This is a genomic window from Pseudoalteromonas ulvae UL12 (assembly GCF_014925405.1).
GTDB lineage: Bacteria > Pseudomonadota > Gammaproteobacteria > Enterobacterales > Alteromonadaceae > Pseudoalteromonas > Pseudoalteromonas ulvae.
Genome location: NZ_AQHJ01000028.1, coordinates 310,679 through 327,737, shown reverse-complemented (window position 1 = coordinate 327,737; position 17,059 = coordinate 310,679). Strand labels below are relative to the sequence as shown.

11 protein-coding genes are annotated in these 17,059 nt (G+C 41.8%); 7 read left to right on the top strand and 4 right to left on the bottom strand.

All coding sequences use genetic code 11. The features are described from left to right. The first annotated feature begins 50 nt into the window (after positions 1–50). Positions 51–3,002, top strand: coding sequence for a TonB-dependent receptor (locus tag PULV_RS11845; protein ID WP_193331807.1), 2,952 nt, complete (start codon positions 51–53; stop codon positions 3,000–3,002). A gap of 186 nt (positions 3,003–3,188) precedes the next feature. On the opposite strand, the gene PULV_RS11840 is transcribed toward PULV_RS11845, so the two are convergent. Beyond that, positions 3,189–3,950 carry a substrate-binding periplasmic protein gene (locus tag PULV_RS11840; protein ID WP_193331806.1) on the bottom strand — a complete coding sequence of 254 codons (762 nt, stop codon included), beginning with the start codon at positions 3,948–3,950 and terminating at the stop codon, positions 3,189–3,191. A gap of 218 nt (positions 3,951–4,168) precedes the next feature. Here PULV_RS11840 and PULV_RS11835 point away from each other — a divergent pair, with 218 nt between their 5' ends. From PULV_RS11835 to PULV_RS11815, 5 genes are all read left to right on the top strand, one after another. Then, positions 4,169–4,924 (top strand): hypothetical protein, encoded by a 756-nt coding sequence (locus PULV_RS11835; protein ID WP_086745162.1) that lies wholly within the window; start codon positions 4,169–4,171, stop codon positions 4,922–4,924. Between the two features lie 157 nt (positions 4,925–5,081). After that, entirely contained in the window at positions 5,082–6,830 is a 1,749-nt protein-coding gene (locus PULV_RS11830; protein ID WP_193331805.1) for an amidohydrolase, read from the top strand. Between the two features lie 283 nt (positions 6,831–7,113). Further along, positions 7,114–7,347: a transposase gene (locus PULV_RS11825; RefSeq protein WP_086745160.1), complete on the top strand. Its 234-nt coding sequence runs from the start codon at positions 7,114–7,116 to the stop codon at positions 7,345–7,347. Positions 7,348–7,398: 51 nt separating this feature from the next. Next, entirely contained in the window at positions 7,399–7,590 is a 192-nt protein-coding gene (locus tag PULV_RS11820; RefSeq protein WP_086745159.1) for a hypothetical protein, read from the top strand. Positions 7,591–7,845: 255 nt separating this feature from the next. After that, on the top strand, positions 7,846–9,774 hold the full coding sequence (locus tag PULV_RS11815; protein WP_193331804.1) for a M6 family metalloprotease domain-containing protein: 1,929 nt from the start codon (positions 7,846–7,848) through the stop codon (positions 9,772–9,774). Positions 9,775–10,923: 1,149 nt separating this feature from the next. Here PULV_RS11815 and PULV_RS11810 read toward each other — a convergent pair. Further along, on the bottom strand, positions 10,924–11,418 hold the full coding sequence (locus PULV_RS11810; RefSeq protein WP_193331803.1) for a DUF1842 domain-containing protein: 495 nt from the start codon (positions 11,416–11,418) through the stop codon (positions 10,924–10,926). A gap of 229 nt (positions 11,419–11,647) precedes the next feature. Here PULV_RS11810 and PULV_RS11805 point away from each other — a divergent pair, with 229 nt between their 5' ends. After that, a complete protein-coding gene (locus PULV_RS11805; protein WP_193331802.1) occupies positions 11,648–12,769 on the top strand; it encodes a cysteine desulfurase family protein in 1,122 nt (373 codons plus the stop codon). A gap of 13 nt (positions 12,770–12,782) precedes the next feature. Here the strand turns inward: PULV_RS11805 and PULV_RS11800 are convergent, their stop codons facing one another. Beyond that, positions 12,783–13,676, bottom strand: coding sequence for a phosphoadenosine phosphosulfate reductase family protein (locus tag PULV_RS11800; RefSeq protein ID WP_193331801.1), 894 nt, complete (start codon positions 13,674–13,676; stop codon positions 12,783–12,785). Next, positions 13,669–17,058 (bottom strand): hypothetical protein, encoded by a 3,390-nt coding sequence (locus PULV_RS11795; RefSeq protein WP_193331800.1) that lies wholly within the window; start codon positions 17,056–17,058, stop codon positions 13,669–13,671. The genes PULV_RS11800 and PULV_RS11795 overlap by 8 nt, the downstream gene beginning before the upstream one ends. Position 17,059 lies beyond the last annotated feature (1 nt).

Below are 17,059 nucleotides of genomic sequence, written 5' to 3'. Positions count from 1 at the left end.
GGCTCATCCCCTTTGCTTTGCACACAATTTTAAAGGTAAGAATGACAGTCATGAAAAATATAACATTTAAAAAGACGCATCTGGCTACGTCATTGGCGTTGCTAATGGGCACAAGTTGGATAGGTGTTGGCCACGCTGAAGAAGCAACAACCGATACACAACCAGAAGTTGAAGTCATTGAAGTCAGTGGCGTGCGCGGAAGTTTAATTAAATCGATGGATTTAAAACGCGAAACGTTTGGTGTCATGGACGCAATTTCAGCCGAAGAAATGGGTAAATTTCCAGATACAAACTTAGCTGAGTCATTGCAGCGGATCACCGGCGTGTCGGTGAGCCGTAATAATGGCGAAGGCAGTCAAATCACAGTGCGTGGTTTTGGTCCAAGCTTTAACTTGATCACGCTCAATGGCCGTCAAATGCCAGGGACAGGCAATTCACGTTCATATAACCTTGAAAACTTATCTTCTGAAGGGGTCAGTACGCTCGAAGTGTACAAAACAGCCCGCGCCGAAATGCCAACTGGGGGACTTGGAGCCACGGTCAATATTGTGACCTTAAAACCGCTGCAAAAACCGGGTCAGCATGCCACGGTGTCTGCAAAAGGGATTTACGATACCTCAAATGAGCAAGGCAGTGACATCACCCCAGAATTAGCGGCTGTTTATAGCAATACTTTTGCTGATGATCGCTTTGGTATCTCAGTTTCTGTGTCGCACCAAGCGCGTGATTTCCAACGTCAAGAAGCCAATATTCAAGGCTGGCAAGCCAATGTGGCGTTACCTGACTTAGACGAAAGCTTAGCGATTGACCCTCGAGCGATAGACAGTGAAGGCAACCGCATTGGCAATCATTTCTTCCCAAAAGATATGAATTACTCCATCAATGATGTACAACGCGAGCGCACCAATGCACAAGTCACCTTTCAATTTGAGCCGATTGATGGGCTAGTGACCACCTTAGACTTTACCGGCTCGCGTGCGATTACAGGCCAAGAAACTACTGGTTGGGGTATCTGGAATGAATTTGGTGCCAACATTAATGCCTACGAGCTTGATGAAAACGGCACGGCGGTTTTTGCTGATATCGGAGGCAATGACGGCTCATTTACCGCCAGTAAAAACACCACAGAAGTAGAAGCTCGCTCAATTGGTTTTAATCTAGATTGGGAGATTAACTCAATATGGCATGTGGCCCTTGATTATCATGACTCGAATAACAAAACCGACAATGGAGCGGATGACGGACTCGGTTCCGCAGGGCAAGTAATTTTAGGCTCTGATCAACTGGTGTCAAAAATCTACGACTACCGAACTGGCGAAGTTCCCAGTGCGTTAATTAATTGGCGAAATGGCACCACTGTTTTGAGCCCGGGAGAAATTGACTCGAATTTCAGTCAATTTATTCATAGCCCAGGTGAGTCAGATATCCAGCAGTTGCAGTTGGATGCGCGCTGGTATAACGAAATCATTGATATTCCGTTGATCTCGGTTAAATTTGGTGCATCGCGTACCGAACAAACCATGGGTGGATATACTGCTTGGAGTGGTTTACGGGGCGGCCCAGGTTTTAACCCGTCTTACCCAGAAATTTTCCCTGATGGCATGTTTACCCTCAATAATACTAAGGATTTGCTTGATCAATTTGCAGGGGGAGGCGCCGCGCTTAATCCAAACTATTACTACAGTTTTGATTTTGATGAAGCCGTTGCACGCCAACTCGCTTTTTTAACCGAAAGCATCATGGGCCCTGATTATTACTCAATCGACCCATATTTTGACGGCATTGATAGCGAAAGTTATGTCGAAGAAAATACCACCGCTGTATATATCCAAACAGAGTGGGAATTTGATGTCGCAGATTACACAGTGCAAGTGAATGCGGGTCTTCGCTATGAAGAAACCGACGTCACCAGTACCGTGCGCCAACGTGTTGAAAAACAAGTGAACTGGGAAAGTGCCTCAGAATGGATAATGCAATACGAAGCGGGTGGTAAAGACAATTTCTTAGCACAAGACGGTAAGCACGATGTCTTACTGCCAATGATTGATGTGAAAGTGGATGTCACTGATGACGTTGTCGCTCGTGCCTCTTGGGGGAAAACGATTTCGCGTGCGCCTTTAGGTGATTTAGCGGGTGGGCGAAGCTTAACGGGTAGCCCAAAACCAGGCTCTCGTATCGGCGGGCAAGGCAATACCAACTTGCTACCATTTGAATCAACTAACTTAGATTTCACTGTTGAATATTATTATGGTGAAGGCAGCTATGCCGCGATTGGTTACTTCAAAAAAGACGTCGATAACTTTATTCAAACATCAATTACGCAAACCACCATCGACGGACTCTATGACATTTTCAATGGGCCGCGGTATCAACAAGCAATTTCAGATATAGAAGGGCGAGGCGAGCAAGCCACCAGCTCGGCGATTTTTGATCAAATGTTGGCCAATGGCCATGCAAATGCAGACGGCAAGATAGAACCCAACTCAAATGATCCACTGATCGTGTGGAATATCAGCCAGCCAACCAATACCGATACGAAATCAGTGGATGGCATCGAAATGGCGGTTCAGCACTTATTTGGTGAGTCGGGTTTTGGGGTTGGTGTTAATGCCACTTTTGTTGATGGAGACGTCGAATTTGATGTCGACAGCCTTGTTCAGCAAGCACCGTTAACTGGGCTTAGCGACTCAGCGAACTTTCAAACCTTTTACGAAAAAGACGGTTTGTCGGTTAAGTTGACCTATGCATGGCGCGACGAATACCTGATTGGTGTCGGCCAATCTCAAGGGAGTGCAGATGCTCCCCCACAGTTTGCTAAAAGCTACGGTCAGTGGGATATGAGCGTAAATTATGATGTAAACGAACAACTGACAGTCTTTTTTGAAGGCGTGAATATTAATAACGAAACTGAGCAAGGATTTGGTCGCTATGAAGAGCAATTCTTATTTGCTCGTCAATACGGCCCTCGTTATGCAATAGGTGCGCGATACACCTTCAATTAACCGAACACCCTTTGATGTTCCCTAAGTTTAAGCCGCATTGATGCGGCTTTTTTATGTAAAGCAAACAATCAAGTAATGTAATCGTGAGATAAAGCCCTTGTTACAAAGCAAGCAGACTTCACACGTTCGTAACTAGGTATGCGCCTGTAGTGATGAGTTCATCACGCGGCAGCAGTGACAAAGCCATTAATTTGCAATGGTGGGTTCAGATTTTGGCGAGTAAATATATCGATTATAAATAGTCGTAAATTCATCGTTTTGAATCATGGTTTCAAGGGCGAGGTTGATATCTTTATGCAGCGTTTTTAATTTAGGTTGCATTCGCATAGAGACAGGTAACTTGCTGACTTGGTAAATAAGATGAAAATCACGATACTGGGGGTTTTGCTTAATAAAATAATAAGCGGTCACATCACCAATTAATACATAATCGATAAAACCATGATGAAGCTGTGCTAACAATAGCGATTCCGATAAATTGTCGACTTTCACGATTCGGTTGGAAGCAAAATGGCGTTCGAATTCTCCGTATCTATACCCCCTCACTGCACCAATAATTTTGCCATATAACTGCTCGGGTTGAGTGATTGTTTCAGCGGTGCGAGATAAAACCACTTCGCGCGAAAACATATATTCCTGACTGTATATTCCTCGGACCTGAGTAGTTTGCCGCCAAATAGGATTGATCCCAGGCTCAATGTCAATTAAACCTCGGTCAAACATTTGTTGACCACGGCCAACAGCAACGGGAATAAATTTAAACTCATGACCAGTAAGCTCACTGATGCGGGTAAATATATCTGGAAAAATACCTTTAATTTGACCCTGCTGAAAATAGCTGTAAGGAGGATTTGCGCCATCATAACTGAGCACAGTGTACGTGTTGCTTTTTGAAGAAAAACTCAATAAAAATAGGGAAATAAGTATTGGGGTCTTCAAACGGAACAAATCAGCCGCCTAAAACACAATGAATAATCTTTAATTATGGTTATTTAGGCTGTTTGCGCGAATTTTAAATAACAATAATCGAGACTGTCAAAAAATTGCCAAGATACATTTAGCTAAGCCACTGTTAAACAATTAAATAAATGTAAGCACAAGCTGACGCAATAGTGGAATAAACCTTGCTGGTTAAAATACATTCAACCCTGACGTTTAGGTAAGATATGAAAACCTTAAAAGTAGGCGCAATTGCCTTGATGTGTATCACACTCTGTAGCTGTGCAACATTACACATGGTGTCGATTGGGATCAGTACATTAAGTTATTCTATTACGGGTAAGTCAGTCACGGATCATGTTATTTCACAGGTCACTTCACAAGATTGCGCGCTCCATCGACTTATATTGGGTCAACAAGCTTGTTTTGATAATCAGCAAGATTATATCGCAGTATTAAATTCCCCTGACTCTGCTGGATTAAAGGCAGAAGCCAAGTGGCGCTTAAGCGAAGCAAATTCAACAAACAATCAGCATCTAGACACGCATAAAATAGATAAGCCAGCGAATTTAAGTCTGCAGCAACATCAGCACCGGCCAATTACTTTAGAAGAAATCACCTCGTTTACCGCGATGGATTTCAGTGATGAGTTACTTGAATCGCTCGATGACAGTGTGGCCGACTCACACAACGAGAGCTTTTATGCACGCCTAATTCCGGCTGAGGAAATTCCAAGGCTTTATGCTGTAGTGGGCACATTCAAGCAATTACGCTACGCACAAACAAGACAAGCTGAATATCGGCAGCATCAAGCGCAATTATTAACAAAAGGGAGCCGCTACCAAGTAGTGATAGGCCCGTTGACTGCGCAGCAATATACCGAGTTTGCAGCACTTGAACATAAAGATTCACCTTGGCGCACTCGCTTATGCCACAATCTAACGCCTGCACCTTGTGACTCAACCATGCTAGCAAGTCGATAATGCAGCGGGTGGGCCAGCCGCCGCGGGCTGAATCAGCGGCAAACTCAGCGACAAGCCCGTGAAAATTTACATCTAAAATAGGCACAAACACTCTTGATAAGCTCGCCTAAAGGATACAAAAAGCGTATAAATAATAAAAAACCAGCAAGGAATGAAGATGAAACACGGTGTTATTGCAGTGGCGATGGCCAGCTTATTACTCACAGCCTGTGGTGAACAAGCAAAAACAACGACGCAAACGCAAAGTAGTACCTCTTTGGCTGAACACGCGGATGTTATTTATTATGGTGGTGATATTTTAACCATGACCACCGATGCGCCCAGTTATGTCGAAGCAATCGCAACAAAAGGCGAAAAAATCATTTATGTCGGTGATAAACACACCGCATTAACTTACCAACAAAGTGACACTCAGCTGGTGGATTTACAAGGCAGCACCCTAATGCCTGGTTTTATTGATAGCCACAGCCACGTTTACGGCGTTGGGCTGCAAGCTATGGTTGCCAATGTTTTGCCCCCGCCAGATGGCCAAGCCAGCAGTGTTGAGCAACTTGTTCAAATCCTAATTAGTGCAACAAGCGATGCAAAATATCAGCCTTTTATTGCGAAAACCAACGCCATTTTGGGTTTTGGTTATGATGATGCCGAGCTTGATCGTTACCCAACAAAAGCCGATCTCGATAAAGTCAGCACTACCCAGCCTGTGATTATCATTCATACTTCTGGTCATTTAAGTGTGGCCAACTCGGTCGCACTGAAAATGGCGGGGATCAACGCCAACACAGAAAATCCAAAAGGAGGCGTGATCAGAAAAATGCCCAATAGCGATGAGCCCAATGGCGTACTTGAAGAAAATGCGCATTTTGCCTTGTTATTTGCCCTAATGAAAAATTTTGATGTTGAACTACAAGATATGATGCTTGAACAAGCGCAGCAATTATATGCCAAATATGGTTACACCACGGCGCAAGAGGGACGCGCAACACAAGAAGGATATGATGCTATGGATAGAGCATCTAAAGCGGGTTCTTTTGTGATTGATGTGGTTGCCTATGCTGATATGGCCACAAGCACTGATTTTATGGATTCTGCTTACAACAGCCCAACATACACTAATCAATTTCGCATTGGCGGTGTAAAACTCAACTTTGATGGCTCACCACAAGGTAAAACAGCGTGGCTGACCCATCCTTATCACATCGCCCCAGAAGGTCAGGACGAACAATATGCAGGTTATGCAACATTTGATGACCAAACAGCTTTTAATTATGTCGAAACCGCGTTTAAAAATAACTGGCAAGTACTCACCCATGCAAACGGGGATGCAGCGATTGAGCAATTTATTGATGCAGTTGAACACGCGACAAACAAACTTGGCAAAGCCGATAGGCGACCCGTGCTCATTCATGGTCAAACAATCCGTCAAGACCAAGTGGCGCGCCTAAAAGATTTAGGCATATTTCCGTCATTATTCCCGATGCACACCTTTTATTGGGGTGATTGGCATGTTGAGTCGGTACTTGGCCACCCACGAGCAGATTTTATTTCGCCAACACAAGCTGTATTAGCCCAAGGCTTGATGTTCACCAGTCATCACGATGCACCCGTAGCCCTACCTGATTCGTTTAGAGTGCTGGACGCGACGGTTAATCGTACTACTCGCACTAAGCAAGTACTGGGCGCTGACCAACGAGTCGAACCTTACACAGCGCTAAAGGCGCTAACTAGTTGGGCGGCATACCAATATTTTGAACAAGATAACAAAGGCATGCTTAAACCCACTATGCAGGCCGATTTAATTATTTTGTCAGCAAATCCTGTAAAAGTGCCGCGAGAAGAAATTAAACACATCAAAGTGCATCAAACAATCAGCAGAGGGCAGGTTGTTTATCAAGCTAGTCAATAATTAATATCGCTGCTGCGGGTTCTACTCGTTTCAAAATTACCCGTAGCAGCGGGTTCACCCCGCGACTGTTTTAAACACTGCAGCAATATCTCAATTAAAGAGCATCGCGACATAAAGTCGCTGCTACAAATGCAGCTGAACAATCGATACATTCGCGTGGTTAGAAAGTTTTACAGCTAAGCACAACCCGTAGCAGCGGGTTTACCCCGCGACAACAATTGTCCGACTAACCATATACGCTAACTTATAAACTATGATTATCTGAACAGAAAAGGAAATCACTATGTTTAAAACTGCGAATTTGCGTAAAGGACGACTCTCGCAACCTTGGGCGTATTATGCGATAACGATCAATACCGAAAACAGAACGCCATTTTTTACCAATTTATACATCAATCAGATCCTTGCAAATTGCTTACAACAAATGGTGCGGGATAAGACAATAAATCTCATTGCATTCACCATTATGCCAGATCATTTGCATATGATTTTTCAACTAGGTGATAAATTAACATGATCAAGAGTTGTTTGATGTTTTAAAGGGAACTGTGTTTCACGTTTGAGAAAAATGTTACCACAGACAAAAAAGATTTGGCAAAAAGGGTATTATGATCGATGCATTAGAGACGAAAGAGAGCTAAAAGTACAAGCGCGTTATGTTATTGCCAATCCATTAAGAAAAGGACTGTGTGACAAAGTAGGAGATTATCCCTACTGGGATTGCATTTACTTGAATCAAGTCAATAAAGAAATGGTGTAAACCATAAAAGTCGCTGCTATAAAGTCTGCTCACCAAAAACCTTAAGAATAAACACCAACCCGTAGCAGCGGGTTTACCCCGCGACTGTTCTAACAAAAGCTTCAACATTACACCTCACACCTTCGTAATTTGTATCAAAATCACTACAAACTTCAATAAATGGTTACCCAAAATGTATACAAAATAGTTTATTAATTGTGAATTTTATGTAAGTTATTAAATACCTAAAACGGGTAATTACTTTAAGGGAACAACATGAAGGTAAAATTCACACTCTGTGGGGTGGCATTAGTTTGTGCCAATGCATTTGCGGCCATTCCATATAACAACACTGAATACTCATTCACACAACCCAATGGTGAACAGATCACCTTAACGCTCAATGGTAACGATTATTATGCAGAGCAGCGAAGTCAAGACGGGCGCTTGGTGATGTTTGATGATGCACTAGGAGGCATGGTTTACGCGACGTTAAATCAAGCAGGAACAGATTTAGCATCAACCGGTATATTGGTTAGCGATCGCGCCAGTAGACAGACTCATCAACAGCGCGAACAAGCAGCAACTACAACCAATCAGCAGGGCCTCAGTAGCGAAGCAAAAGCCGCGTTGGTACAAGCCAATATGCAAACAATGCTCGGATTAGCCTTGCAACAAGATGACTCAGTGGCAGAGCAAACAGACGAGCTCACACACAGTCACACTTTTGAGCAAACCTCAGATGCCAGCGCGCAAATTAGCGGCAATGTAAAAGGCTTGACCATCATTATTGATTTTCCTGATGAGCGCGGCACCATTAGCCAGCAGCAGGTCGAGCGATTTTTAAACGACACCAACTACAACGAGTTTGGTAATGCACAGTCTGTTCGGGGATATTTTCAAAGTGTATCGGGTAACAAGCTAGACTACACCAATACGGTCACCCGTTATTACACCGCAAAAAAGAACAAAGCTTATTATGCAGATTCGAGCTTAAGTTCAACGGTTCGCTCGCAAGAGCTTATCACCGAGGCGCTTAATTGGCTCGAATTCCAAGAAGGATTTAACTTTGCATCGCTGACAACCAATAGCTCAGGCGGGATCAGAGGGTTGAATATTCTTTATGCGGGCAATTCCGACAGTGCGTGGTCAAAAGGGTTATGGCCGCACATGGCCAGACTTAGCCCACGTTTTTGTGCTGACGGCGTGTGTACCGACCGTTACCAAGTGACCGACATGCGCAGTAGCCTAGCAATTGGCACGTTTATTCACGAATCTGGACATTTAATCACTAACTGGCCAGATTTATACGACTACGATGGCAGCTCTGAAGGCTCAGTCGCAAGCTTTGGCGTCATGGGTTACGGTGCCATTGGCACAACAAACCGCTTTAAACCAACACCACCAGTGGCACATTTTCGTGCATTGGCAGGCTGGGATACGGTCACTGAGCTTAACCCTGCGATTAATCGCAATGCGCCAACTGGCACACTGAGCCATACATCTGACAGCAACACCGCCTATAAATGGACGAATCCTGCCAATGCAAACGAAGCGTTTTACATTGAAGCGATCCATCAGTCAGGGCAAAGTTCAGAGCAACCGGATCAAGGTTTGGCTATTTGGCATGTAGACAGCCAAGGCAGCAACTCAAATGAATGGAAACCATACATTCAAATGGAACACGCAGATGGCAACCGCGATCCGGAATACAAACGAAACCGCGGCGATGCCACTGATTTGTTTGCGTATGCAGGGGAGTTTTCGAGCACCTTGCCCAATGCGCAAACATCACGTGGAACCAACGCCCTGTGGTGGAATGGCCAAGATTCAGGCCTGAGCATCAGCAATATTAGCGCGCCGGGCAAAACAGTAAGCTTTACTATAGGCAGTGACGTTATAGAACCACCTGCAGGTGAAACCTACAACGGCAGCTTGCAAGATAAACAACAAGCCATCGAACCAAATGGCACTTGGTTTCAATATGCTGGTGGCGCAATGAGCCTAACCCTCACAGGCCCAAGCAATGCCGATTTTGATTTGAAAATTGAACGCTGGCAGGGCGGAGCATGGCAACAAGTCGCCGTGTCCGAAACCCCGACATCCACAGAGCAAATAAACTACAGCGCAAGCTCAGGTTATTACCGCTTTATTGTGTATTCGTATTCAGGGGCAGGTAACTACACCTTAACCGTAACGAAATAACCCAACAACCCGCTGCTAATAACAAAGAACCATCCCGTAACAGCGGGTTTACCCCGCGACCGCTATTACGCAGCGCAACAAAATATCAATAAAAAAGAATCGCGACATAAAGTCGCTGCTACAAACGTAATGAACAATCGATACATCCACGAGGTACGTATGTTTTAAGGCTAAACACCCACTCGTAGCAGCGGGTTTACCCCGCGACCGCTGTCACGCAGCGCAACAAAATATCAATAAAACAGAATTGCGACATAAAGTCGCTGCTACAAACGTAATGAACAATCGATACATCCACGAGGTACGTATGTTTTAAGGCTAAACACCCACCCGTAGCAGCGGATTCATCCCGCGACCGCTATTACGCAGCGCAACAAAATATCAATAAAAAAGAATCGCGACATAAAGTCGCTGCTACAAACGTAATGAACAATCGATACATCCACGAGGTACGTATGTTTTAAGGCTAAACACCCACCCGTAGCAGCGGATTCATCCCGCGACCGCTATTACGCAGCGCAACAAAATATCAATAAAAAAGAATCGCGACATAAAGTCGCTGCTACAAACGTAATGAACAATCGATACATCCACGAGGTACGTATGTTTTAAGGCTAAACACCCACCCGTAGCAGCGGATTCATCCCGCGACCGCTATTACGCAGCGCAACAAAATATCAATAAAAAAGAATCGCGACATAAAGTCGCTGCTACAAACGTAATGAACAATCGATACATCCACGAGGTACGTATGTTTTAAGGCTAAACACCCACCCGTAGCAGCGGATTCATCCCGCGACCGCTATTACGCAGCGCAACAAAATATCAATAAAAAAGAATCGCGACATAAAGTCGCTGCTACAAACGTAATGAACAATCGATACATCCACGAGGTACGTATGTTTTAAGGCTAAACACCCACCCGTAGCAGCGGATTCATCCCGCGACCGCTATTACGCAGCGCAACAAAATATCAATAAAAAAGAATCGCGACATAAAGTCGCTGCTACAAACGCAATGAACAATCGATACATCCACGAGGTTTGTATTTTTTAAGGCTGAACACCCACCCGTAGCAGCGGGTTTACCCCGCGACAGGGCTTCAAAAATGGCGGGACGTTACAAACACAAAGCACAAACAATAAAAATCTAATGGCCAATCATTTTAAGGGCAGGGAACTGTTGGCATAACTCGTTTAACTGCTCAACATCCCCACAGGCCGACAATGTCACATTGGCAGCATTCATCTCGACCCATTGCCCTGCTTCAAAATACACAATATTGGCAAAACCGGTTTTCCAATCATCTCGCAGCGACAAGGTAAGCTTTAGGTTTTCGCGCTCGGCACAACTTTGTTCACTAAACACAGCTTGAGGAAACACGCCATCGGCCACCACCAAAATAGGCGTCGCTTTTAACTCTTGGCTTACACACCAATCACCATAAATAAACGAAGACGAATTGAGAGTAGAATGAGCACCAAATCCCATAAGGTGGCCAACGCCGCTTAGCGTCTGCTCGGAGATATCAACCAACACATGTAACAACAGCTCATTAATCGCCAATGGATCTGCGTGCTTAGAATTAGCACGCACATGATACGTTAAAGGACACCCACCCAATTGCACATTAACAGTTCCCATAACACACCTTCTAAAAAGAGAGTTAACCCGCAGCGAAAGAAAATAAACACTGAACGTGCAGCAGGTACAACGTTTACTAACATAGAACAAAAACAAAGCAGAGTTATTACACAGTATTACGCCAAAGTATATTTTTAGATCCAAGGTAGAGTTTTTCAAAGTTTATGGGAGTGTCATATTAAGCCTTTATGTTAAGCTAGAACTAAATTACTTAAGCCGGATTTTTTAGATGATATATCTTGATACCGCAGCATCTTACCCTCTATTACCTGAAGTTAAATCAACACTTTATAGAGCATTCGAACAAGAGTTTGCAAACTCCGCTTCTAGTCATTTATTAGGTGAGCTAATTAACAAAAAAATCGACGACGTAAGAGAAAAGTTAGCTGATTCAATAGGTGCATACTCTAGTGAAATCATTTTTACGAGCGGCGCGACAGAATCAAACAATATTGCATTTAAAAGTATGTTGTTGGGAGGCGAGATTTCACCTGAAAAAAAACACATCATCACAACAGAAATTGAGCACAAATGTATATTCTCGATTTGTGAATATATGAAAAATCAAGGTTATGAAATAACACTTATCAAGCCACAAAAGAATGGACTAATCTGCCCTAACGATATCAAAAAAGAAATTAGGCCTGATACGGCATTAGTATCCGTAATGCATGTAAATAATGAACTAGGCACTATTAACCCAATTGGAGAAATTGGTGATATTTGTGTAGAAAAAGGAGTTTTATTCCACAGCGATGCAGCACAAAGTTATAGAAAAACTGAAATTGATGTTGATGATATGAATGTCGATATTATGTCCTTTTCAGCTCATAAAATAGGTGGACCTAAAGGGATCGGTGCAGTTTATATTAGAGACCTTAGGCATAAAATGCTCTTACCCGTTATTCACGGAGCAGGGCAAGAGCAAGGAATCAGGGGAGGCACTGTAGCGGCACCTTTAATAGTGGGATTTGGCACTGCAATTGAATATTTTCCGAAGTATTATAAGAACTTTGAAGAGATGGACTACAAAGGACTATTGTTGAAAAAGTTAGAGTGTGAGCGTATTAACTTTCAAGTGAATGGAACCGAAAAGGTTTTACCACATTGCATTTCCTTATCTTTACCTGAAATTAACGTGAGCGTTTTACTTAGAGAAAATGAGCAAACAATTTGCCTCGCACAAGGTTCTGCTTGTTCATCAAAAGAAATTGAAGCATCTCATGTCTTGACATCATTAGGTTTAACAAGAGAACAAGCACAAAGCACATTTAGAATTAGCTTTCCCTTGGACTTAACAAATGAAAATATAGATACAATAGTTACAGCAATAAAAAAAGCGGCATACTAGCCGCTTTTAAATCTTATTTGTAGCAGGTTACGCAAGCACCACCACCTTCAGCTTCATCGTAGATTTCGTCGAGTTCATTAAACTCACAATAACCTTCAATATCACCTAAAAGTGCGTTGCGGCGTTTTTTCTTCTTGAAACGTGCAACCTGTTTTTCGTGATTTTCAATAATTCGCATTTGAACTTCAGGATCTTCTAAAGTTTCTAAAGGTTGGCCTTGACCCATCCAATAGAATTTTTCACCAACTACAGTATTACCTTCACCTTTCTCAAATGTTTTTGCTTCCTCAAATAAATCAGGGTGTTTTTCCAGTAATTTGACCCATTCAATTTTTCTTTGATAGAAACAAAAAGTACAACCAGAACGTGAACGCCACTGATAGTAAGCGGGCATTTCTAAGCCATTCCTTTGTAAAATATTTTCTATATCACTTTTTACTATACCGTGTTCACGAAAAGGAAAAACAGACTCAATAGGCTTTTCAATTGTCATATACCCCGAACGCTCGGGTTCATCAGCACGGATACCAACATAGTTTTTGATTTTATAACCATCTTTAATGAATCCATCAAGCCACTGTTCAAAAGGCTTAAGTTTCATCTGTACAGTGCACCAACGATCTCGTTGAGATGGAAGATAATTACCATGTTCTTTTAATAGGTTAGCGAAATCTTTTTCACCACGACCTTCAATATTATTTAAAGAACGAGCATTCAAACGATGAATATAACCAAGCTTTTCTTCGAGCTGATCAATAAACTCATTTGTTTCGGGTAGTTCGTAACCGGTGTCGGTGAAAAAATACTCCACCTCCAAGTCTGGATATGTTTCTTTAACAAATAATGCTAGAGCACTACTGTCTTTACCACCCGACAAACCTAAAACATGTTTAATTTTTTCAGCCATTACTCGTTTCCGTTTTTATTTCGTCCATTAAACCTGCAAGTAAATTAGTGATAGCCGCTAATTTTTGATCTTTATTTAACCCAGATAAAGAAGACTCGATAACTTGTTGAGCAGATTTTACCGCTTTATCTTGCTCAAGTTCAAAGTTTATAAAGCCACCTAGTTCAACTAAATTACCAGCTTTGTTTTTAGTCATAAAAGCGAGTGGTTTTGAGTCTGCTACATTATCACTAATTAAACTACCGAAAGACTCGATACGTCGAAATTGAACGCAAAGGTTTTGAATTTCATCTAATGCATTACGAATGTGCTTATCAGTCCAGTTTCGTTCTGGAGTACCAGTACCAAGGTTGATTATCAATTCAAAAGAACTTTTTCCCGAAATGAACTTAATGAGGCGATTAGCAAATTCTTTGATATTCGGGCGTTGTGCGGCATTAATAACTAACTCACAACGGGCAGAAAGTATTTGATCGAAATTAGCACCTAGTCCACTGGCAATAATTTGTTTAAAGCCAGACAGTAACATTTCATGTTGACCAGACAAATCTTCTATAGCTGTACGTAAGCGATGACTTAATTTTTCATCTAATAATTTATCTTCATTATCAAGCCCAAAGACTTCTGGTAAATCATTCAAAATTAGTTTGTACGGATCAGTCGCGGCGATTACTTTGTTTCTGAATGCACGAGCTTCTTTTGTTAAACCATTTGATTGTTCAATGTTACTAAAGCTATCACCACTCGTTTTTTTAACCCATGGTGGCAATGTATGGACAATTTTAACGATATGTTTAGCAATTCCTAAAATAGCATCGTTTTTCGGAGCATTGCCAATGGTCGCTTTAGCTAATGTGTCGATCAAATGGGTTTGAATTTCTGATATTTCAAAGTATTGAACAGCCGCTTCTGACGGATGCTTATAAATTTTATTAACTAACTCCTCGTCGAGTTCAGGAATAAAGATGAACTGCTTTGATGAATCAAAATCATAGAAGGCAATTTGCCCCTCTAAAGATTTAATTAAAGCAAGTCCATAAATTCGACAGAGGCCAGCAGTTAAACCAAATGGGGGTTTCATCCAATGAGTATAAAGATCTGCAAGAGTCACTTTACCGTTAGCGCGCTTAATAAATTCTATACCGTCTTGCCATAATGCATGCATTTTAGGATTTTGCTTTATGGCTAAACTATCCCATTGCTGTGGAAATAAAAATCCTTCATCTGTTTTACAGTGCCAACCTTTACTTTTTAAACATGATAGATATAAGCCTTTTTCTGGAGGAAATGAAGCGTTGTCAAAACTCAGATCTTCTTTATCACCATTTTTAAACATCATATCCATAAGTTTTCGGATTGCGCTATTTGCGCTACCAGAAGGCTTAGAACGATTAACTAATTCATTGATCACACTAGGTGAACCATGAAATATTTTATCAGCTAAACGTGATGCGTTAACCGTAAGAGGTAACGTATCAAGTTTGGTGTTTTCATGTGTCCACGTGGCTAAACGAAATGCTGTTGCTAATTCTGTTTCTACTTGTTGTGATGCTTGTTTAATGCGATTTTCAAGTTCATTCTTAGCTATTAAATCATGATTAATCTTTTCTTCACTTTTGGCAATTTGTTGCAGAGCTATCAATTCAATAGCAACTAATTTTAAGTTCTCTAAATTGTCCGACTGACCTATGGCTGTATAAGGTAGTTGTTCAGCTATGGCTTTTAATTCTTTGTTGACCTTCGGGTTCGCGGGCAATAAAAAAGTCATAAAAGACTGGCCCGAAAGGGGAGTCGCTTTTAGTTGATCTAAAAGGGCATTATCAAACTTATTGACTAATAAAGTGTTAGCCCAGCGCATAGTACCCGTTTTGTGGTAATGGGCAGTCGCCAATATATTTTGTGATACATTGCAAACTGTTGTCCAATCAACACCTTGGCTCACGGCTTCGACACGTTCAAGTACTAAATTATTTATGTCGATATCACTGCCTTGAAAAACAAACAATGCATCATGTTTTTGACGATAAATAATCACTGTCCAGCTTTCAAGTTCAGCTAAAGCGACTGTTACCTCATGTTTACTAAAACCTCGGGTGATAGCGTATTGAGTTATAAAGTCGCGTTTGGCATGTAAATGATGGTGGAAACCAAAAATAGTCAGTAAGGCAATGGTCTTAGTTAGTATTACATGTAAATCAGAACCTTTTTGTTCTGCTCTATAGATAGCATCACAACCTTCTAACCAGGCTTTACTATCGTGCGAGGTGACAATTAAATGATGTAGATTATGATGCAAATAATCCCAAAATAATTCTGGGCGATATAAAGGAAAGCTTGGATTAAGGCTAGAATATTTCTGCGCTAAAAAGTCACGAAACCCCAGTTTTTCATGTGAGGCTAAAAAGCCGAATAAACTACGTTCATTTTGAGAAAAACGCCGACGAGAAATAGGACCTAATAACAAGCTAACAAGCGGATCAAGCGGTAAAGTCTTAGCAAGTGCAGCACCATTTCGACTTTGATTCGAATACGTTGAAACAACAAGATCAATTAAAGGCTGTTGGTGCTCAGTCAGAACTTGGTCTATTTTTGCGTGCTTTGTAATTGAATCACCCACAAGCACTAAAGATTCATCAATAGATGGGTTAAAGCTTAAATCGCGGTAACGCCCCTGTACTTTTGCCCATTCTTTTTGCGCTTTTACATCTTTGTTTTTAGCATAATCGGAGAATGATTGATGTAAAAAGCCGAGCATTAATACAGGCACTTTAGCTTGTTGCACGATGTCAGCAAGTGCTTGAAATAAGTGCAAGTCTTTATTTGCACGAGATTGATAATCGAGAGCTTTACCCATTTCATCTAAAAGCAGTAAAACACCATCGTGTTCACGCACAATAGAAAAGGCATGTTTAATTTCTTTTAAACATTTTTCATCACTCATACTCAAAGCTGTCTCAAGATCAAAATCTAAACCTAGAGCTTTATATACACTGATCAAAATCGCATTAGCGGGTGACTCTAATCCGCATACATGCTTAATTACTTTCCAACCTTTGTTGATTTGAAAATATTTACCAAAGTTATCAAGTACACCATTTGAAGTTGAGAGCTTATTTGAAGCGTATTCTCTTGTCACTGTATCAGACGATAACAAACAAGATAAAAATAACGCTACAGTAGACTTACCTGAACCATAAGGGCCCGTGAGTGTATAAGCGCGTTGCTCATTACCAAAAAAATCACGGCTGATAGTATCTAGTACATTAACAGCTGTTCCATGAAGAATAAAATCATCTATGAAGGACTCTAGGTTATTGTTATTGCTGTCAATTCTAGTTGAGCTTTTGTAACGTTGATTGATTGAAATAGGAGGCTGAGTCATC